This window comes from Chitinophaga sp. W3I9 (genome assembly GCF_050434025.1).
In the GTDB taxonomy this organism is placed as follows: Bacteria; Bacteroidota; Bacteroidia; order Chitinophagales; family Chitinophagaceae; genus Chitinophaga.
This window is the reverse complement of record NZ_JBNPWC010000001.1, coordinates 2888618-2910240: the sequence shown is the minus strand read 5'-3', so window position 1 is coordinate 2910240 and position 21623 is coordinate 2888618. Positions and strand designations below refer to the sequence as shown.

Annotated in this window: 16 protein-coding genes; 8 read left to right on the top strand and 8 right to left on the bottom strand. The window is 47.3% G+C overall.

The window, feature by feature from the left end:
• The first annotated feature begins 56 nt into the window (after window positions 1-56).
• Window positions 57-2633 carry a TonB-dependent receptor domain-containing protein gene (locus QFZ51_RS12140; protein WP_429046127.1) on the top strand — a complete coding sequence of 859 codons (2577 nt, stop codon included), beginning with the start codon at window positions 57-59 and terminating at the stop codon, window positions 2631-2633.
• A 170-nt stretch (window positions 2634-2803) separates the two neighbouring features.
• The gene (locus QFZ51_RS12135) at window positions 2804-5272 is read left to right on the top strand and encodes an outer membrane beta-barrel protein (protein WP_429046126.1); all 2469 of its coding nucleotides are present in this window, start codon (window positions 2804-2806) and stop codon (window positions 5270-5272) included.
• Between the two features lie 48 nt (window positions 5273-5320).
• Here QFZ51_RS12135 and QFZ51_RS12130 read toward each other — a convergent pair whose 3' ends face one another.
• Window positions 5321-5974 carry a protein-L-isoaspartate(D-aspartate) O-methyltransferase gene (locus QFZ51_RS12130; protein ID WP_429046124.1) on the bottom strand — a complete coding sequence of 218 codons (654 nt, stop codon included), beginning with the start codon at window positions 5972-5974 and terminating at the stop codon, window positions 5321-5323.
• 124 nt (window positions 5975-6098) lie between these two features.
• Here QFZ51_RS12130 and QFZ51_RS12125 point away from each other — a divergent pair, with 124 nt between their 5' ends.
• Together QFZ51_RS12125 and QFZ51_RS12120 are read left to right on the top strand one after the other, a co-directional pair.
• A complete protein-coding gene (locus QFZ51_RS12125) occupies window positions 6099-7823 on the top strand; it encodes a phospho-sugar mutase (RefSeq protein ID WP_429046122.1) in 1725 nt (574 codons plus the stop codon).
• 102 nt (window positions 7824-7925) lie between these two features.
• Window positions 7926-8864 (top strand): DUF2279 domain-containing protein, encoded by a 939-nt coding sequence (locus QFZ51_RS12120; RefSeq protein WP_429046121.1) that lies wholly within the window; start codon window positions 7926-7928, stop codon window positions 8862-8864.
• A 4-nt stretch (window positions 8865-8868) separates the two neighbouring features.
• Here the strand turns inward: QFZ51_RS12120 and QFZ51_RS12115 are convergent, their stop codons facing one another.
• Complete coding sequence (locus tag QFZ51_RS12115) at window positions 8869-9366, bottom strand: phosphoribosyltransferase family protein (RefSeq protein ID WP_370912661.1); 498 nt, start codon at window positions 9364-9366, stop codon at window positions 8869-8871.
• Window positions 9367-9492: 126 nt separating this feature from the next.
• Here QFZ51_RS12115 and QFZ51_RS12110 point away from each other — a divergent pair, with 126 nt between their 5' ends.
• Entirely contained in the window at window positions 9493-10809 is a 1317-nt protein-coding gene (locus QFZ51_RS12110) for a 4Fe-4S dicluster domain-containing protein (protein WP_429046119.1), read from the top strand.
• Window positions 10810-10856: 47 nt separating this feature from the next.
• On the opposite strand, the gene QFZ51_RS12105 is transcribed toward QFZ51_RS12110, so the two are convergent.
• The 6 genes from QFZ51_RS12105 to QFZ51_RS12080 form a co-directional block, all read right to left on the bottom strand.
• Window positions 10857-12263, bottom strand: coding sequence for a PKD-like family lipoprotein (locus QFZ51_RS12105; protein ID WP_429046118.1), 1407 nt, complete (start codon window positions 12261-12263; stop codon window positions 10857-10859).
• A gap of 16 nt (window positions 12264-12279) precedes the next feature.
• Window positions 12280-13119 (bottom strand): DUF4843 domain-containing protein, encoded by an 840-nt coding sequence (locus tag QFZ51_RS12100; RefSeq protein ID WP_429046116.1) that lies wholly within the window; start codon window positions 13117-13119, stop codon window positions 12280-12282.
• Between the two features lie 10 nt (window positions 13120-13129).
• The gene (locus QFZ51_RS12095; protein ID WP_429046114.1) at window positions 13130-14584 is read right to left on the bottom strand and encodes a RagB/SusD family nutrient uptake outer membrane protein; all 1455 of its coding nucleotides are present in this window, start codon (window positions 14582-14584) and stop codon (window positions 13130-13132) included.
• 11 nt (window positions 14585-14595) lie between these two features.
• Complete coding sequence (locus tag QFZ51_RS12090; RefSeq protein ID WP_429046112.1) at window positions 14596-18075, bottom strand: SusC/RagA family TonB-linked outer membrane protein; 3480 nt, start codon at window positions 18073-18075, stop codon at window positions 14596-14598.
• Between the two features lie 128 nt (window positions 18076-18203).
• The gene (locus QFZ51_RS12085) at window positions 18204-19247 is read right to left on the bottom strand and encodes a FecR family protein (protein WP_429046111.1); all 1044 of its coding nucleotides are present in this window, start codon (window positions 19245-19247) and stop codon (window positions 18204-18206) included.
• 106 nt (window positions 19248-19353) lie between these two features.
• Window positions 19354-19932: an RNA polymerase sigma factor gene (locus QFZ51_RS12080; RefSeq protein ID WP_429046109.1), complete on the bottom strand. Its 579-nt coding sequence runs from the start codon at window positions 19930-19932 to the stop codon at window positions 19354-19356.
• Window positions 19933-20128: 196 nt separating this feature from the next.
• Between QFZ51_RS12080 and QFZ51_RS12075 the strand changes: the two genes are divergently transcribed.
• Genes QFZ51_RS12075 through QFZ51_RS12065 form a run of 3 tightly spaced genes read left to right on the top strand, consistent with a single transcriptional unit; the run spans window position 20129 to window position 21439 of the window.
• Window positions 20129-20746, top strand: a complete 618-nt coding sequence (locus QFZ51_RS12075) for a (Fe-S)-binding protein (RefSeq protein ID WP_429046107.1) — start codon at window positions 20129-20131, stop codon at window positions 20744-20746.
• On the top strand, window positions 20676-20909 hold the full coding sequence (locus tag QFZ51_RS12070) for a hypothetical protein (protein ID WP_429046105.1): 234 nt from the start codon (window positions 20676-20678) through the stop codon (window positions 20907-20909). Before QFZ51_RS12075 ends, QFZ51_RS12070 begins: the two co-directional genes overlap by 71 nt.
• Before the next feature lie 23 nt (window positions 20910-20932).
• A complete protein-coding gene (locus QFZ51_RS12065; protein ID WP_429046103.1) occupies window positions 20933-21439 on the top strand; it encodes a hypothetical protein in 507 nt (168 codons plus the stop codon).
• Window positions 21440-21623: the final 184 nt, after the last annotated feature.

Here is a 21623-nt window from a genome sequence, read left to right as displayed (position 1 = left end):
TACCCCGATACATTTGTCCTTATCTGAGAAGAAAGTCCGGATAAAAAACGATAAGGATGAAAAAATGCTACGCAGTTCTTGCTGGTATACTTTTGTTGCAGGCGCACACCTTTGCACAGGCGCCTGGAGCCACAGCCCCGCGGCAGGGACAAGGACAGGGACAACAGGGAAGACCTAACATGCCCCAGATTGGCCATCTTTATGGCAAACTGGTGGATGCAAAAACAGGGAAACCAATAGAATATGCTTCTGTTACTTTATTAAGGCAGAAAGATTCCTCACTGGTGACAGGTATGCTCACCAAACCCAATGGCGACTTCAGCCTCGAAAGCCTGCCATTCGGCCCCATGATACTGCGCGTCAACTTCATGGGCTACACCAGCATGCAGAAAAAAGTAATCATCACCCCGCAGGCTACAGAACAGGATCTCGGCAATATCAAAATGCAACAGAATGTAAAAACACTGCAAAGCGTGGAAGTTACCGGGCAAAAAAGTGCCTTCGCCATGGGTATCGATAAAAAAATATTTAATGTAGACAGGAATCTCACCTCCGTTGGCGGAACAGCACAGGATGTACTCAAAAGCGTACCTTCCGTGAATGTAGACCTCGATGGAAATGTTACCGTGCGTAATGCTTCTCCCAACATCTTTGTAGATGGTAAACCTTCTACACTTACCCTCGATCAGATACCCGCAGATGCTATAGAAAGTATTGAACTTGTTACCAACCCCTCTGCAAAATATGATGCGGAAGGTATGTCCGGCATACTGAATATTGTACTGAAGAAAAACCGCAAAGCCGGCTTCAATGGCGCTGTGAACGCAGGTATTGGTACCGGTAACAAATATAACGGCGGTGGCAATATTAATATCCGGCAAGGCAAATTCAATGTGTTCGCCAACTATAATATCAATGCCAATCAGAACTGGGCAGATGGTACTACCAGCCGCAGCAACTACAGCAACGGTCAAAAGGCAGACACCAACTTCCTCTTCCAGAACAGCAACAGCACCAGCAAACCAACATTTCAATTCGGACGGTTCGGACTGGACTATATGCTCGATAACAGGAACACCATCTCTATCTCACAAAATATTGTAGCCGGCGATTTTAAAAACAATGAAGACCTGCGAAGCACCTTCTCCGACAAGAATCACGTGGTAACCGGGATCAGCGACCGCCTGAACAATAATAACTTCAGCTTCCGCAACTACACCACTGCACTGAGTTTCAAACATACCTTTGCACAGCCGAATAAAGAATGGACCGCTGATATCAATTATAACAACAGCAAAAACAACCGCAACGGCGACTATCTCACACAGGCGCAAAACGCCGATGGATCACCGCTCGGACAGGCATTGCTGCAAAATAACACCACCAACGGTAAAACCACTTTTGTTACTTTCCAAACAGATTACACCAATCCCATCGGAAAGAACGGTAAGCTGGAAGTAGGCGCCAAAGCTACTTTACGCGATTATACCAGTCTATACAACGTATACGACAGGGATACCACTACCGGCGAGTTTATCAACAATCCGCAGCTCTCCAACAATTATAAATACAACGAAGAGATCTATGCCGGTTACGCCAACTTCGCCAACACCATTGGCAACTTCGGCTACCAGGCAGGCTTACGTGTGGAACAATATGTGTATGCAGGCGAAAATGAAGGCACTAAGTATAAACCCACCAAAGCGGTACCAGGATTATTTCCCAGCCTCTTCCTCTCCGAAAAATTAAAGAACGATCAGGAACTGCAGCTGAATTATTCCCGCCGTGTAAACAGGCCCAATTTCTTCCAGCTGATTCCTTACCGCGATTACAGCGATCCGCAGAATCAGCGGGAAGGTAATCCCAACCTGAAACCGGAATATACCAACAGCTTTGAATTTTCATATGTAAAAAACTGGGCTAACAGCAACTTCCTCGGCAGCGTGTATTTCAGGAATACCAACGACATGATTTCCACCATCAGCACGCCCATCGGTGCGGATACGCTGCTCACACAATACATCAATGCCAACAGGAGCAATTCCTATGGTGCTGAGCTGACCATGAAGAATCAAATCCTGAAAGGATGGGATCTCACCAGTAACGTGAACTTCTATCAAACAGATATGAAGGTAAACGCCAATGGCCAGAACTATGATAATAACGGCTTCAGCTGGTTTGCCAAAATAAACTCTGAAACAAAATTACCGGCCAACTTCACGGTGCAGGTAAATGCCACTTACCAGGCGCCCACCATTGCGCTGCCCTCATCCGGCGGTGGTGGCGGAGGCGGCCGTGGTGGCGGAGGCGGTGGATTTAACCAGATCCCCAGCTCCGCACAAGGCACCATCAAAGGCTTCAGCACAGTAGACCTGGCAGTGAAAAAAGATTTCCTGAAAAATAAAGCAGCTTCTTTAACACTCAGCTTATCCGATATTTTCAATACCCGTCAGTATGAGCTGAACCAGGCATCACCGGAGTTTGCACAGGATTATATCCGCAAACGTGAATCCAGGATACTGAAACTCAACTTCAGCTACCGCTTCGGTAAATTTGATGCATCGCTGTTTAAAAAGAAAAGAAAAGACTCCGGAAACGATACGCAGATGGGCGATCCCATGCAGAGTTTCTAAAAAACATATTAAAGAAGGTGAATGCAAACCACAGGCCGGTTAGTAGTGTTACAACACTCTGCCGGCCATGTTTTTTTAGCTACCACTCATCATATTTCGTGAATGTTTACACATACGCCTATTACTTTTACGCTGTTGTTGTATCATTATTAAAGTTGCTAAGTCCACGCATGCGAAATCTTTTTTCACTCATGGTCGTGCTGTTTGTTGTGTCGTATAACGTTAACGCACAAACGCCCATCCCTGCCAGCCTGAAGGTAACAGGAAAGGTAGTAGATATTGTTACCGGGAAACCCATTGAATACGCTTCCGTGGTACTGCTAAATCAAGCCGATTCTTCCATGGTTACCGGCGCTTACACCACACCCGCCGGTACATTTTCACTCAATAATGTCACACCCGGCATCTATGTTGTCCGCATCACCTTTATGGGATACGAAAAACTGGAAAAGGCAGTGCGGGTAACAGCAGGAAAAAATACACTGGCCGGCACACTTCGCCTGCAATCCGCCGGTAAAGTGCTGAATGCGGTGGAAATCAAAGCAGAAAAACCAGCGTTCTCCATGCAAATAGACCGGCAGGTATTTGATGCCGGTAACATGATCAACGCAGAAGGGGGAACGGGAACGGATATACTAAAAAACATTCCCAGCGTGGATGTGGACATCGATGATAATATTACGCTCCGTGGTAAAAGTGTTACTATTTATGTAGATGGTAAACCCTCTCCTTTCGGGGATGCTAAAACAGCCCTGCAAATGATTCCCGCGGAAAGCATCGATCACGTGGAAGTCATCAACAATCCCTCTGCGAAATTTGAAGCCAACGGCAGCGGCGGTATTATCAACATCGTACTGAAAAAAGATAAAGCAATCGGCTATAACGTAATGTTCAACGTGGGCGGCGCCACCCGCGGGGAAGGCTTCGGAAGCGCCAATGCAAGCCTGCGCATGAAACGGTTCAATTTCTTCGGCAACTACAACGGTCGCTACGAACAGGTAAACGGCAGCGGGAAAAGCTTCCGCCAAAACCTGGTAGCAGACAGCAGCAATACCTGGTTCTTCTCCCAGAACAGTAAAAATGAAAACAGGAACACCAATAACGGCGGCCGCTTCGGATTCGATTACTTCATGGATGATCACAATACCTTCACACTGTCGCAGGGACTTAACTTTGGCCACAGCCAAAATGAAGATAATATCCTCCTGAACTACATGGACCAGAAAATGGAATCCCTGCGTAACGGAGAGCGCGCCAACAACAGCTACAACCGCAGCAATAATAAAAATACCAATCTCAGTTATAAACACACCTTTGAAAAGCCCAACCAGGAACTCACGGCTTACATCAGCTACAGCGGTAATAACAGCAGCAGCGGCAGTAACTACAATACCCAATATCACATTGCATCAGTAGATACACTTCCCAACGCCGACAAACAAAGCAATAAAGGGAAAAATGGTAACCGCTTCTGGAACCTGCAATCAGACTACACTTCCCCACTTGGAAAGAAAGGTAAGCTGGAAGCAGGCGTGAAAGCTACTATGCGGCATATCGACAATAATTACGTGGCTACGCTGTTCGACTGGGACGACAAGGATTATGTGATCAGCCCTACCCTGTCGAATAAATATGATTATGAAGAAGACATTTATGCAGGCTATCTCAACTTCGCCAATGCCATCGGCAACCTCGGTTACCAGATAGGCGTGCGCGCAGAACAATCGCAGCTCAAAGGATACTCGTTTACAAAAGATACCACGGTGAATAACCGCTTCTTTAACCTGTTTCCAAGTATATTCCTGAAATATAATATGCCGAAGAACCAGAACCAAAGCCTGGTATTCAACTATTCCACCCGGATAGACCGGCCCAACTTTGATCAGTTGCTGCCCTATATCAACAACTCCGACCCGCAGAATATCCGTACCGGCAACCCGGAGCTGCAGCCGGCACTGTCGCATAAGTTTGAGGTCAGCTACTCGGTATACTACCCGTCGTCCAATAATTACCTGAGCACCAGTACGTATTTCGCGCAAACAAACGATAATATCGACCGTATCAGCACACTGGACACTATTTCCGGCGTTACCACTACCAAACCCATGAACCTGGCCACCCAGCAGAATATGGGCGGTAATGTTTCTTACAGCCTGAATCTTACCAAATGGTGGAAAGTATGGGCCAACCTGAATGTGGAGTACAGCAAGCTTACCAGCATCGCCGTCAATAACGAAAACTTCAGCTACGGGTTAAATGGAAATACACAATTTCGTTTACCCGGTAAGTTTAGTGTGGAACTCGGCGGTCATTTCCGCTCTCCCCGCATTCAGCCCCAGGGAACCTTCAAGGCCATGAATGGCATTGATTTGGGAATCCGCAAGGAATTGCTGAACAAATCGCTGGTAGTGGCCCTCAATATCTCGGATCTGTTGAATACACAGCAGTTCAGCTCACATTACGAAACAAATACCTTCATCCAGGACTACGACCGTAAAAGGGCTACCCGCTTCATCCGGCTGAATGTGCGTTACCGCTTTGGCAAAATGGACCCGAACCTCTTTAAGAAAAAGAAACCACAGGAAGAAGAAGAAAAACAGGAAGAAGAAAAGCCCAGGGAGGGCGCCGGACGGCTTTAATAAAATCAGGCAGGATCATATCAGTGCAGGGGTATCATCACCCCTGCATTATTTTTTTCCGGCCAGCATGGGAACAAAAGAGAAGTTGTCAAACAGCTCTTGTTCAGTCTCCGTTTCGCTGATCCTGGTGATCCGCAGCATACGTTGTACATCCTGTCCGCCCACGGGAATCACCATTTTGCCGCCGATCTTCATCTGTTGCAGTAATTTTTCAGGGATATGCGGAGCGGCCGCTGTTACCAGCACCTTATCAAAGGGCGCATAGGTCGACAATCCCTCATAACCATCCCCGTAAAAGAAACGAAGATTGCGATATTGGGCTTTGAAAGGAAAACTTTTCACCTGGTCAAACAGCTTCCGTTGCCGTTCTATCGTATATACATTGGCTTTCAGCTCGGCCAGTACGCAGGCCTGGTAGGCGCTGCCAGTCCCTATCTCCAGTACTTTTTCATAAGGTTTTACCTCCAGTAGCTGCGTTTGATAGGCTACCGTATACGGCTGTGAAATGGTTTGCCCCTCCCCGATAGGGAAGGCCCGGTCGTCGTAGGCTATACTCTCAAAAGCCGTATCCAGGAAAAAATGCCTGGGAATATTGCCAATAGCTGCCAGTACGTTTTCATCTGTAATACCTTTCTGACGGATACTATCGACTAACTGTTTACGTAATCCTTTTTGTTTATAAGTATCTTCATACCGCCTCATGGCCGCAAAATTAACCAATACAAGGGATTTTCAATGTATTTTGAAATCCGTAATTTCCAACATTCATTTTTTTATTTTTACTTTACAATCCATTTTAGCATTTACGGCTCACAAAAAAAAGACCATGGATATAAATATTCAAAACAAAGTAGCGCAATGGCTCAACGGTAATTACGACGCTGAAACCGTTGCCACACTGAAGAAAATGCAGGAAGGAAACCTTGATGACCTCAACGACGCCTTTTACCGTAACCTCGAATTTGGTACCGGTGGCCTCAGGGGCATCATGGGCGTTGGCACCAACCGCATGAATAAATATACTCTTGGAATGGCCACCCAGGGCTTCGCCAATTACCTCAAAAAAACCTTTACCGGCGAAATTAAGGTAGCCATTGCACACGACAGCCGCAACAATGCCCGCTTTTTCGCAGAAACCGTTGCCAACGTTTTTGCCGCCAACGACATTAAGGTATTTCTTTTTGAAAGCCTGCGTCCCACACCGGAACTGTCTTTTACCATCCGTCACCTGCGTTGCCAGGGTGGTGTGGTACTCACCGCCTCCCACAACCCGAAGGAATACAACGGCTACAAAGCCTACTGGAACGACGGCGCACAGCTGGTGCCGCCCCACGATAACAACGTGATCCGTGAAGTAGAGAACATCGCCTCCCCGGATGAGGTAAAATGGACCGGTGGTGAAGCCAATATCACCCTCATCGGCCAGGAAATAGACGAAGCTTACCGCAAGGAACTGCTCAGCCTGTCCATCAATCCCGATATCAACAAACAACAGCACGACCTTAAAATAGTATACACACCTATTCACGGTACCGGTATCACCCAGGTGCCCCAGCTGCTGGAACAATACGGCTTTACCAATGTAACCATTGTACAGGAACAGGCCACGCCGGATGGAAATTTCCCCACCGTAGTGTACCCTAACCCGGAAGAATCCGAAGCCATGAGCCTCGGCCTCAAAAAAGCCAAAGAACTCGATGCCGATATTCTCCTGGGTACCGACCCCGATGCCGATCGTGTAGGCATTGCCGTGAAAGACCTCAAAGGAGAGTGGATCCTGCTTAACGGTAACCAAACCGGCGTACTGCTGTTTAACTACATCGTGGAAAGCCGCAAAAGCAAAGGACTCGCCAAAGCAAACGACTATATTGCCAAAACAGTAGTAACATCCGACCTGATCGATGTATTCGCTGCCAAAAACAATATTACCTGCTATAACGTACTCACCGGCTTCAAATGGATCGCTGACCTGATCCGCCGTAAAGAGCCGGAGGAAAACTTCATCTGCGGAGGTGAAGAGTCCTATGGCTATATGATTGGTCAGAATGTGCGCGATAAAGATGCCATCGCCTCTGTAGCCATGATCTGTGAAATGGCGGCCTATGCCCGCAGTCAGGGCAAATCCCTGTTTGAACAGCTGATCGACATCTATGTACGCTATGGCTATTACATGGAAAGTTTGATTTCCATTACCAAAAAGGGAATGAGAGGCGCGGAAGAAATCGCCGAAATGATGCGCGGATACCGCGAAAATCCACCGGTTACCATCAACGGATCACCGGTAGCAACGCTGTACGACTACCAGCTGCAACAGATCAGGGATATTAAAACCGGCGACACCAAAGCGCTGGATCTCCCGAAATCCAATGTACTGCAGTTTGTATTGGAAGATGGCAGCAAAATATCTGCCCGTCCCTCCGGTACCGAACCAAAAATCAAGTTCTACTTCAGCGTAAACGCACCACTGGCCAGTGCAGGAGACTACGACAAAGTGACCGCTGAACTGAATCAGAAAATAAATGGCATTATTCAGGATCTGAAACTGAAATAAAGCCCGTCATCTGAAAAGATGATAAAAGCCGGGAATGTTGAAAGAAAGGACTCCTCCGGAATTTCCCCCTTTCAGCATTCCCGGTATTGTTTAGCCACCCGCATGAAAAAGCCACTGCTTATCCTGATCCTGTTACTGCCGTTTTTCAGCAGCATGGCACAAAAAAAGGTGCCTTTTTCCACTATTCCTGATACCACCATCCCATCACGCGTATGGATCCTGAGCGGCACCACCGCAGCCCTTTACGGCGCGGGGCTGGCAGCACTCAATACCGCCTGGTACAAAGGTTACCCCAGGTCGGGATTCCATTTTTTTAATGATATGGGAGAATGGAACCAGGTGGATAAAGCCGGGCATATTTTCAGCGCTTACTTCATCGGTAAATATAGCCGCGAAATGTGGCGCTGGTCGGGGCTTCCACGAAAAAAACAGATCTGGATCGGGGGCCTGAGCGGATTTGCTTACCAGTCCGTTGTGGAGGCACTGGATGGCTACTCGGCTGAATGGGGATTTTCCTGGGGTGATATGGGCGCCAATGCCATCGGCTCCGCCCTGCTCATCAGCCAGGAACTGGCCTGGAATGAACAACGCATCCAGCTGAAGTTCTCAGCACATCCGCAACATTACGATGACCCGGTACTACAGCACAAGGCAGATCAACTCTTTGGCACCACCTTCTGGGAAAGAACCCTGAAAGATTATAACGGTCAAACCTACTGGCTGTCAGTAAACCTCTACTCCTTCCGGAAAGAAAGCCGGCTCCCCAAATGGCTGAATATTGCCGTGGGATATGGCTCACAGGGTATGATGGGTGGCCGCGATAACACCTGGACAGACGAACGCGGCATCGGTCACGATTACAGTCAACTACAGCGTGTACGGCAGTTTTATCTTTCCCCTGATGTGGATTTCACGAAAATACCCACACGGAAAAAGGGTGTTAAAGTAATATTCCAGGTATTGAATATGCTGAAGTTTCCCGCCCCCACCTTTGAAATCAACTCAAAGGGGAATATGAAATTACACGCGGTTTATTTTTAACGCCTTATTCGAAATAAGCGGAGATGATCTCTTCGCCGTTCATTTCCACCAGCACCATGTCCTGCAGGGTGGTAGCCAGTGAATATCCTACGAAGTCAACGGATAAAGGAAAGGACTTATGCTTACGGTCTACCAGCACGGCCGTCTGGATCTTTTTGGGGAGATATTTCAGCAATGGTTTCAGGGCGTACAGCATGGTGCGGCCGGAGTTGGCCACATCATCCACCACCACTATCACTTTGTTATTGAAGTCAATTTCTTCAGATACCACTACTTCACCGGGATGCTGCTTATCCAGACGTAATTCAATAATATGGATGTTCAGGGGGGATATCTGTCCGAGGATAGCAGCCAGCTTATGGGCTATGATCACGCCACGGTCCCAGATACCCGCTAATATGATATCCGTGCCATCGCTGTTATGCTCATAGATTTCATATGCGATACGCTCAATTTTCTTTTGAATGATATCCTGCGTTAGAATGATGTTCCTGCTTTCCATGGTTGCAAAAATAAGCAATTAGCCATTAGCAGTTAGCACTTAGCAAAAAAATCAAATACACTAAACCTTAACCCCTAACGGCTGATAGCTAAAAAAGACATAAATTAGGGAGTCAAATCTGAGCTAATGCGAATTGTACAAGAATTATTATTTGTGATCCTGTTCGGAACAGCGGTATATCTTTTTGCCCAAAAAGCAATCCGGATAAGAAAAAACATACTACTGGGACGTGATAAAGACCTGAGCGACCATCCGGATCAACGCTGGAAAAACCTGCTGTTGCTGGCTTTTGGTCAGAAAAAAATGTTCCGAAACCCGCTGGTAGCTGTACTCCACTTCTTCGTATATGCCGGATTCCTGATCATCAACATTGAAATCCTGGAAATCATCCTGGATGGTATCCTGGGCACACATCGTTTATTCGTTCCCGTATTAGGCCCGGTTTACCCGGTGCTGATCGGTTTATTTGAAATACTGGCTGTGCTGGTGATTGCCGGCTGCGCCATCTTCCTCATACGCAGGAATATATTGAAGCTGAAACGCTTTATGGCCCGCGAACTCAAAGGGTGGCCGCGCTCAGATGCCAACTATATCCTGATCACGGAAATTGTGCTGATGCTGCTGTTCCTTACTATGAACGCTGCAGATCAGGCTTTACAGGCCAAAGGCGCCTCACATTATGTAGCTACCGGCAACTTCTGGATTTCAGGGATGTTTGCGCCCCTGCTCAGCGGCATGTCTGAGGGCTCGCTGGAAGTACTGGAACGCAGCTGCTGGTGGCTGCACATTGCCGGCGTACTCGCTTTCCTGAACTATCTTCCTTACTCCAAGCACCTGCATATTATCCTGGCATTCCCCAACGCATATTACGCCAGCCTGGAACCAAAAGGTGAAATGGAAAACATGCCCTCCGTACAGCATGAAGTACAGCTGATGCTGCAACCGGAGCTGGCTGCCAACGCGCCCGCCTCCGATACCATGCCTAAGTTCGGCGCCAAAGATGTAATGGACCTTACCTGGAAAAATTTGCTGGATGCCTATAGTTGCACAGAATGCGGCCGCTGCACGGCTGCCTGCCCGGCCAATATCACCGGTAAACTGCTGTCGCCCCGCAAAATCATGATGGATACCCGCGACCGCCTGGAAGAAGTAGGCCACAACATCAAAGCCAACGGCGGCACCTTTAAAGATGATAACAAAGCCCTCTTACGCGATTATATTTTAGAAGAAGAACTGCGCGCCTGCACCACCTGCAACGCCTGCGTACAGGAATGTCCCGTGAGCATCAACCCCCTGGATATTATCCTCCAGCTGCGCCGCCACCTGGTAATGGAAGAATCCAGCGCCCCGGCAGAATGGACCGGCATGTTCAGCAATATCGAAAATAATATGGCCCCCTGGAAATTCAGTATGGACGACCGGGATAAATGGACCGGGGAATAATCTGCATAAAAAAAGGAAGGTTTAAAACCTTCCTTTTTTTATGCAAATTAATTCGTTCTCACAATCACATCTTTCGGCGCTCCCGGAATACCATCCACCCTCTTTGTGGTTTCACCATTATGCCCCGTGCCTACATTCAGGTAAAAAATACTGCCTCTTACTCCCACCAGCAGCTGGTTGCCATTTTCCAGCAACTTCAGCATAGTGATCGTTTGCCCGCCGAATGAAGAAGCCATTTCCTTTACATCTTTATTCAACGGGTTATACCGGTACACCTTATCTGCCTGTGTAAAATAAAATACACCCACCGGCGACTCTGCCCAAAGCGTGGCCGCACTGATCTTATCCGCAATCACCGGCTTCCTTTTTTCCAGCGCATGAAAAACAGGATCGCTGCCTGTTCTGAACTCCACGCCAAAACGCAGTTCCCTGATCTGCCCCGCACTGTCGCAGAACGCATAACATACGTTATCTGAAAAACGACCCAGGTGCAACATATCCATCTTCAGGTTCTTCGGTGTAAAAGCGGAATCTTTTACAATGTAATTGGTATCAAGATAATTGCCCCAATCCATCCGCACCATCTTCCGCTTCGTTTCTTCAAAACCCACAAAATACCCGCGGTTATCAGGATCACTGGCAATAATAGACGGCGACAGGCTATAGGTACCGGAAAGCGGGATGCCCATAAAGCCGTAATAGGTGGCAAAAGGAGCTGTTTCTGTAGCGCCGCGGTATAATTGTTTATTGATAATGCCCACGGGTACACCAAGACTCGAAGGGATAAAAGTAGATACCTCCAGCGGCCCCGGATCAGAATAAAAATTCTTCGCCAGGGTTCTTATCTTTCCAAGGTTATTGGGATCAATATAAACGCCGCCTGTTTTAAAAGTAGCCCAGTAGCCGGTAATGAGATTGCCATAATTAACATTCTTCATCATGGTTAGCTGCAATGCGCCGCCAGGAAGGGTATCGTGATTAATATTGGTATATACGTCGGCTTGTACTGTCCCATCTTCTTTAATAAAAGATATTTTGGAAGACGTTACATCATCACTCAACACCACCGTACCACGTGTAAAAGTAGCGGTACCATTGATCACAAATTTATAATAGTACTTCATGCCGGTAATGCTATCGTACACAATGTATACTGCGGGGTAACGCGATGCGCCCAAACCAAATACAATGCGCAGCTCCTGGCCGGTATAATCCTGCGTTCCCATCTGGCCCGGAACGGATATCTTCCACAATCCCTGGTACTTTGTATTACCGGAGGCCAGCACCACTTTCGGCGATATGATAAAGCTATCCCCTACAACCGCCATGTAAGCGGTATCCAGCTTTGTGATCACCGGCTCCGGGATTGGGTGATAATCGTAATTGCCTTTGTCTTTATAGCAGGCGGTAAATAATACCAGGATGCCAATGATATATAGAAATACATGTTTCATGCGTATAGATTTTTGGTTATTGTGGTACAATCCTGTTCCCGTTTTCATCATGGAAATAATACCTGCCGTCTGCAGTACTATGTTCCAGCGGGTATTTTTTATTAAGATTACCGGTATTGTAGAAATAATAAGTACCGTCCGGTTCCTGCCCGATAGCATATCCCTTATCCTTATAGTCGGCCGCACGGGCAATAGGATCCATCATAAACGCGCGGAACTGCCGCAGGTAAAACAATGTTTTGGGAGTAGACTGCCAGTCGGAATTATCCAGCTGTAATTCAGTGGTACCGGATGTACGGATAAACAGTTCATGCTTCACACGGGAATAAACACCAAGGTCGCTTTCCCATACCACCCACCACAGCGGCTGTTCCAGCCGGTTTGAAAAAGTAACCTTAGCAGTGTCGTAGGAAGGGAAGTCATTGCCAAATGCACTGGAAGCCATGATCTTTAGTTTAATCACCACAGAGGTGTCGAGCAACAGCGGATCGCTGCCGGAAATGATCAGCGGCAAAAAAGTCCTGCCTGAATCTGCCGGGATCTTATAGGCCGAGTCCAGCATTTTGTAATGTAATCCCACGAGGGCGGTAGTACCCTCAGCTATTACCATTGCTTTGAACCACCTGTCGTACGATGCCCGTTCCCCCGAAATCCTTACCGGCAGTAAAAGCGTGTCTATTGATTTTTCAGGAAAAAGCGCAAAGGAATAAAAGAAGCTGTCTATCCTGGTATTCTTTATATAATCTGTAAAATCAAAATAAACATTATTGTTCTCACGGAACACCAGATCATCCTGCTTTTTGCATGCCATCAGCAGTATCCAGCTGAACATGCCTGTCGCTATTATCTTTTTCATGTGTGATATTTTATCGGTTACCGTATGCGATTTCATCATCAGGAAGCGGCAGTACAAACACGCCATCGGAGGGTGGCACCGGCTTACCGCCTAATCCCACTATCGACCTGTTCAGGCGTTTGTACATGTAGAATAGCTGTCCTTCCCCATACAATTCCTTGCGCGCTTCTTTCAGCAGTTCGGCATAAAAACTGTTGGTATCTGCCGGGCCGCTATATGGCCCGATACCGCGGTGTAACCGTACTTCATTGAAATATGCCCATGCCTTATCCGGATCAGTAGCAAAAGTGCATTCCGCGGCGATGTAATAAATTTCACTGAGCCGTAACGCAGGCCCCATCAGGTAATGAAGATTGTCATCTGTGCGCTTGTATTTTTCCAGTTGCAGATAAGTAGTGCTGTTAACGGATTGTTCGCTGAACCACTGTTTAAAGCGGAAATCCTCCCCGCCTACGCCTGCTACTTCATAGATGTTTTTACCTTCTGTACTGGAAATAAATAATCCTTCCCCGGTGCCTTTCCGGAACAGGTCATTCATGGCATCTTTCCGGTTAGGCATATAAAAGCCGAAGATCAGTTCCTTATACAGGATCCTGTCTTTCTTTGCATCATTGCCATTCATGAAATCTTCCTGCCGGGTCCACGGAAATTTATTGGCATTAATGATTTCCAGGGCATTCTGTAATGCGTGTACCGGGTCTTTTTTATAGAGATATACCCTGGCCAGTTCGCCGCATACCGCGTAATAATTTAAACGGTGCCGGCGCTGCTGCGCAAACATTTCCCCATTGGCTTCGGTACTGGAATCCGCGATCATATATCCTACTTTATAACCCGCATTTAAGATAGGGTCTACTCCACGCAGTATTTCTTTTGCTGCAGTGAGATCTTTGATCACAGAATCCAGCAGCGCAGTTACGGTTTGCATCGCGGCAGCGTTCTTGGAAAACGCTGTTGCATAAGGCACGCCTCTGGCGGCCGGCATGCTGGCAAAGGAAGGAGCAAAAAGGCGGAGCGCATCAAAATGGCACCAGGCCCGCATAGCCAGCGACTCTCCCTTTATCAGGCCGTAGTTAACGCCCGACAGGATACTTTTTTGCTGATCTACTTTAGCAAGAATTAAATTGCTGTTGGCAATCACTTCATACAATCTTTGCCAGATCCTGCCTTTCCTGTCGATCAGACTTTTATCTTTATAGTTATACAGGGATGCCTGCCTGTAACCTGCTCCGTCGAGAACAGGGATCGCATAGTTCTGCGCCAGTACATCCGGCAAACCACCCATCAATTCCTTGCCATAGATATCTTCATTCAAACACAGGCTGTAAAGGCCATTCACCGCATCTTTAAAGCCATCTTCGCTTTTGAACAGCTCATCACCGGATACTTCCGAAATCGGTTTAATATCCAGCCATTTGCTGCAGGAAGTGGTAAATAATAAAATGAGGACTAAATACTTCTTCATATATAATGATTTTAGAACCTTGTTTGAAGTGAGAAAGTGAAGCTCCTGGCAAACGGATAGTCAATACCTCTTTCTGCCGCTACGGTAGACCAGTAGCCGATATCATTCATATTGAGGGAAAGCCGGAGGCTTCTCATCTTCAAACGGTTGTAGAAGGCTGCAGGCGCTTCGTAAGAGAGGTACAGCGATTTAAATTCCAGCCTGTTTTCTTTTTGTACAAACCGGGAAGAAGCCCTGGTCAGCGACTGATCTGCAATGTCTTTGTAGAAAGTAACATCTCCCGGTTGCTTCCACCGGTCAGTTAGCACGCGGGAGTCTACGTTAAATCTGGGATCTGCATTTTCCACACGGTCCAGCAACGTCTGGTTGTAGTAGTCGCCGCCAAACTTGGTATAGAAGCTCACTTCCAGCATCCAGCTCTTATACACCACGTTGCCGCCAAAGAAGCCTTCCAGCTTGGGTGTTTGGTCCCCTACCGGCACCGTATTTTTTACATCATAGATATACGTTTTGGAGCCATCCTGGTTCAGGAAAATTTCTTTACCGTTTTCAGGATCAATGCCCAGCGACCGTACTGCGTAAATGGTATTCATGGATTGGCCTTCTTTATAGCGCAGCAGCGATAAAGATTTCAATTCATCTTTTTCATTTTGTTGCTTGTCGATATCATCGTTATAGGCTTTGAGCGCATTGGATATTTTGGTGATAACGTTGGTATTATGCACCATGTTGACCCAGAGGTTTACAGACATATCGCGGTTACGGTATACGTTTCCACGGATGTTAAACTCATATCCTTTATTCACCATTTCTCCCAGGTTCTCTTTATACTGGTAAAAACCGGTGGAAGGCGCTACATTGATATCTGCCAGCAGATCCTTGGTGCGTTTATAATAATAGCGGGGCGCTACATACAACCGGTCGTGGAACAGGCCGAGTTCTGCACCCAGGTCGTAGTTTTGTGTGCGCTGCCATTTCAGGTTGGAGTTGCCATACGCTTTAAAATGCGCTCCTACGCCGGTAGAGTACCAGTCGCCAGTATAATACTCATAAGTAGTATTGGACAAATAAGCAGGGAAAGATACTTCCCCTGTTAAACCGGTGGTGGCTCTCAGTTTCAGCTGCGATACAATCGTGTTACGCAAAAACTTTTCGTTGTGCAGGTTCCATCCGAGGCCATACGACCAGAAAGGCGCCATGCGTGCATCTACCCCGAACTTGGAAGATCCGTCAACCCGTAGCGTGGCGTCCATCAGCAGGCGGTTCTGATAAGAATAGTTAATACTTGCAAGCGCGCCAATCAGTCTTTCTTCATACGTTTCGCCGGTAGGCGCTTTATCTTTTTCGTAGGTTCTGGCAAAGGTGATATCGGTAAACCGGTCGTTGGTAAACCCTTGCGCCTTAAAGGTTTTCAGGGAGCTTTTAGCGTCTTGCATGTTTAACCCGAGCGAAGTGTTGAAGAAGTGATCGCCTATTCCTTTGTTGTAATTCAATACCAGGTTACCATTGTACTGTATCTCATCACGAACGCCGAAAGTATAGCTGCCACGGTCTTTCAGGTCGTCGCCGGTTTTATCAAAAAAGTCGTTGCTATAGGGAGAAATGAACTGATCGGCGGTAGAGCGGCGTTTGGTTAAGCTGAAGTCTCCGCGGAGTCTCAAAGTATTGGTGATATTATATTCAGCAGAAAAGGCGTCGGTAAACTCCAGGTATTCTGATTTGTTGAAGCTGGCAAGGGTAGCTTCATACATGGGGTTCAGCACGGTGTTGAGCTTCATGCCATTGGTTGCGTAATCCGGCACATTCCATTTATCCAGTTCCCGCAGCAGCTTGCCGGTAGAATCGGTTTTAGGGAAATAAGGATTCATGCGCGCATAGGTGGAAAACTCCCCGTAAGGCGATTCACGGCCGTTTACCTGCGAGATGGTAAACTGGTTGCGGAACAGTACCTTATTATCTTTCAGGTTGTATTGCAGGTTGGTAGCGAGACTGTAACGGTCGCGTCCCGAGCCTTTCATCGCTCCTGCATTGGTTTGGTAACGGCCGTCGATAATATATTTTAGCGACTGTGATCCGCCTTCCAGCGTCACGGAATGTTTATGACCAAAATCGGTGGCAAGTGGCTGCGACAGCCAGTAGGTATTTACACCCGCCAGTACATTCCTCCGTTTGGCGTAGTACTGCATCTGCAGTTCGTCCTGCCCTTGTCCTAATGCATTTTCGTATACCCCCGACAGTCGCTCATATTCCAGTTTCTGTTCGCCGTTGAGCAGGTTGTATGCCGTGAGGTCTGGTGTGGTAACATTCAGTTCATAGCCATAGGTGAGCGACAACTTGCCTTCTTTCGGAGGGCGGGTAGTGATCACGAGTACGCCGTTGGCGGCACGGGAGCCGTAAACTGCGGTGGCTGCTGCATCTTTCAGCAGGGTTACTGCCGCGATCCTGTTGGGATCAAGGTCGTATACCGACTGCACCGGAACCGGGTAACCATCAATTACAAACAACGGCAGGTTGGGTGTGCTGTTGATCTGGTTGCGGGTGAGTTCCGTGGTTTTGCCGGTAGGCAATGCGGTAGTACCTCTTACATTGATGTTGGGCAGCGCATTGGGGTTGGAACCGGAGAAATTATTCTCTACGAGTTTAAAAGAAGGGTCGAAAGATTGGATACTGGCCAGGATATTCTGGGGGTTGAATCGTTTTAGCTCTTCTCCCGTAATAGTAATAGCCGATCCGGTGAAATTATCTTTCTTGATATTCTGATAACCGTTTACCACCACATCTTTCAGCGACTGCATATCGGTGAGCAGGGTAACGGAAATGGAAGTACGTTTTCCTGCTTTTATTTCCTGTGTTTTAAAGCCGATGTAGCTAAAAACCAGTACAGCGTTATCGGGAACGTCTCTCAGTTCAAAGCGGCCATCTGCGTTGGTTTGTACGCCATTGCGGGTACCTTTCACCACGATAGTGACGCCGGGGATAGGCACACCGTCTTCCTGCGTTACCTGTCCTTTCACCGGCGGATGCATGGGTACCTCCTGCACCGGTGCAGGGGCGGTGGTTACTACAGCTGCTGCCGGGGTCGCAACCGGCGCCTGTTGCTTCGGTGCGGAAGCAGGCGGAGCAGGCGCATCTTTCCGGAAGATGATATAATTATCCGCGCCGGCTTCTTCTACCTCCAGGTTTAGTGGCTGCATCAGGCGTTGCAGGTAAGCCTGCATTTTAACCGATGCTGTTTTTGGCGAAGGAACCGTTGCTTTCAGGTCTTTGATGGTGTTGCCCGTATAGTTGATACGTATCTTATACCGGTCTTCCAGTATCGCAATAACCTCCTTCAGGGGAAGTGGCTGCTGCTGTGTAACCGGGCGGGCAGTGGCATACAATACATCATGTTGACGGTGCAAAGGCGCCGCTGTAGCCGGCGACACACAAAGCTGTATCAGCAGGGCCATAGCCATGCTTCCGCCAACACGCCTGGCGTAAAATTCTATCATAGCAATAGATTAGGTTGGTTGAATAATTGTTACCTCGTTATTATGGCTGATTATAATTTCATCGGTGCATAAGTTTCCCCTTCCCGGATACGGCGGGCAGGGCATTGTTTATTATGTCAGTTCAAATACTATTGTTGGTTGATCCTGTATGTCCGGGCGCCCGTTTTTGTAACGGTTACCTGTAACGATCTGGATAATGTTCTGAAAAATACTTCTACATTATCTGTAGGTACTGTTCCTGTAAATGTTTGCCTGCCGAGGCTTTCTTCCTGGAGCTCAATAGTGATGCCCAGGTTATCCTGCAGGGATTTAATGACTTCTGTAATGGGCGTATCTGTAAATAATAGCTTTTTACTTTGCCAGGAAGAATATACTTCCGGGTCTACTTTTTTATTGGTCAGCTCATTGGTGGTGGCTGAGTAAGTGATCATGTCGCCGGGCTTCATGATGATAGATGCTGCCGTATCGCTTCCGCGGGGACGCAGCGCCAGTTTCACCACGCCGTTGTTCAGTACTACCTGTGTTTGCACCCGCCGGGTGTTAACATTAAAAGCGGTGCCTGTTACCTGTACGTCCATGTCGCGCGTATGCACTACAAAACGCTGGTTATTGTGTTTATGCGTTACCGTAAAAAATGCTTCTCCTTCAATCCATACTTCGCGGGCATCCTTTGCATTCCATTTCTCCGCATATCTCACGGAAGAATTCACGTTCAGCCGGATCTCGGAGCTGTCGGGCAGCAGGATGGTTTTCAGTTCTCCCATTTGGGTAGCCTGATGTACTTCCCCGCCGGAGAACAGGAAAAAAGCAGCGGCATATAAAACTGCAATACCGGCCAATACAGCTGCATAAGGCAGCCATCTCCTGTTTTTAATGGTATTCATTACCGGCTGCAGAGCAAAAATGCCCGGTTTGCCTGATTTTTCTGTTTTGTCGATGGTTTGTTCAATACGGTTCCAGGTATCCGCTTCTGCGGCAGCATCAGGTACCCAGGAAGGGGAACCTATTACCTGCAGCCATTGCCTGGCCTGCATTACGGTTTCACGCTTATCCGGATTATTGCCCATCCATTCCTCCCAGAAAGCGGTGGCGGTGGCATTGTTATCCAGCACCCAGCTCCGGAAAGAAGGTTCCTGCAAAAAATCTGAAATAGTGAATTCCCTGAATCTCATCTTCAATACTTATAGTGTAAAGTAAACCGGTGTTAAAATCTTAGCGTTCCGGCGCCACTTTTTTTTATTTTTTTTTGCCGCCTTTCAATTGTCTGTTAAACACTCATTAAAATGGCCATAATAAAAAGAGGGTAACCAGTTTGTCGCTGTGCTTTTTGAGAAAGCGCAATGCCTGCGACAGCAGCACATACGTGGCATTCACGCTGAGCGACATCAACGCGGCGGCTTCCTTTGTATCCAGGCCCTGGAAATAACGCAGGTGCAATACCTCCTGCTGCCGGCGTGGCAACTGGTTGATCACTTTTACCAGTTTCTGCTGCTGCTCCCTCTCCGACTCCCGCCCCATGATGATCTGTTCCGGGTTGGTGCTGAAATCAGCTTTATCCATCGAATGATCAAACATACTGGGAACATACAGGGGCTTCAGACTGCGGATGATATTCCTTTTAAGACTGGTCAGCAGGTAAAAACGAATGGTATCAGTAATGGATAAACGCTCCCGGCTGAACCAGAGTGTCACAAAAAGATCGTGTATACAATCCTTCACGATGGTTTCATCGGGATGAATCTTCATTCCATAGTTGAACAGTGCGGGGAAATGCTGTGTATAAATAAAAGACAATGCATCCTTATCGCCTTCCACTACCTTGATCCATAGCTCCTTATCATTCAGGCTGGCGTACAATTCAGTTAGATTTAAAATTTGTGCGGTTCTGTTTTTTATCTTTATATTCAATTCGTCTTAAAGATATAAACAGTAATAATAGTAAGCAAGTGTCGGAATTTAAAGGATACACCCAAATTTTAGACAGTTGCATGACTTTTCGGCTTTTCATTTGATTGCATGCAATCATTTTCGGTATTAATTTAAAATAACAAGAATGCATATTAAGACAATGGCAGAATATGCCGCAAACGGAGAAACCCCAGAAGTACTGTTCTGGGTGGGATGTGCAGGGAGTTTTGATCAGCGTGCCCAGAAAATAACCCGGGCATTTGCTACCATCCTTGAAAAAGTGGGCGTCCGTTTTGCCATTTTGGGAAAAGAAGAAAGCTGCACCGGGGATCCGGCAAGAAGAGCAGGTAACGAGTTTATTTTCCAGATGATGGCGCAGAATAATATCCAGTTGCTGAATATGTATGAAGTAAAGAAGATCGTTACTGCCTGCCCGCATTGTTTTAATACGCTGAAAAATGAATATCCCGCACTGGGAGGTAACTACGAAGTAATACATCATACCACCTTCCTCCAGTCGCTGATCGACGAAGGAAAAATAAAGATGCAGGAAGGCGGCACCTTCAAAGGCAAAAAAATAACTTATCATGATTCCTGCTACCTGGGCCGCGCCAATAATATATATGAAGCGCCCCGCAAGGTATTGGAAACCCTGGACGCCGAACTCGTGGAAATGAAACGCTGCAAAAGCAATGGCCTTTGCTGCGGCGCCGGCGGCGCACAAATGTTCAAGGAAGAAGAAAAAAGGCGCCACCCGCATTAACTTTGAACGCGGACGTGAGGCCGTAGCTACCGGGGCGGCCGTGATCGCCTCCAATTGTCCTTTTTGTATGACCATGCTTACCGATGGCGTAAAAGACGCCGGCAAGGAAGAATCCGTAAAGGTGCTGGATATAGCAGAACTGATCGCAGAGAGCATGAAATGAATCCATTTACCTAAATTTGTGTTATGAATACCAGCAACATCTTCCCTTCAGGCTTTTCTCCCGCCTCCAGGGTTTGGATATACCAGAGCAACAGACCATTCAATGAACAGGAGATACTGGAAATTAACGAGCAGTTGCACCAGTTCACCGCCCAGTGGAACGCCCACGGCGCTCCCGTAAAAGGCTGGGGACGGGTGGTGCTGAACCAGGTGATCGTATTGATGGCAGATGAATCGCAGACCGCCGTAAGTGGCTGCAGCACAGATAGTTCCGTTCGCATTATCAAAAGTATAGAACAACAGTACAGTGTTAATATGTTCGACCGCCTCCTGCTCGGCTTCATCGTAAAAGATAAAGTGGAGTTATTGCCTATGGCCCAGGTCAGCTATGCACTGGAGAAAGGTTATATCGATGAAAATACCATCTACCTGAACAATACCGTACTTACCAGGCAGGAACTGGATACCCGCTGGCTTCAGCCGCTGAAAAACAGCTGGATAGCCACAAAGCTGAAGTTAAAAACCGCGTAACTTTAAACTGGCAGGGCGTTAGCGCTTCAAGTCCACCTTTCCTCCGGGCATACTCCGTGGATACACCGGGTATACAGCGTAAAAACCATATTATCTGTTTCCGGATCATTAATGTCCTTTTATAGAGCACATTAATCATCCGGAAATACTATTTTCTGCCATTCTGTCATTTTGTTATTTTTAT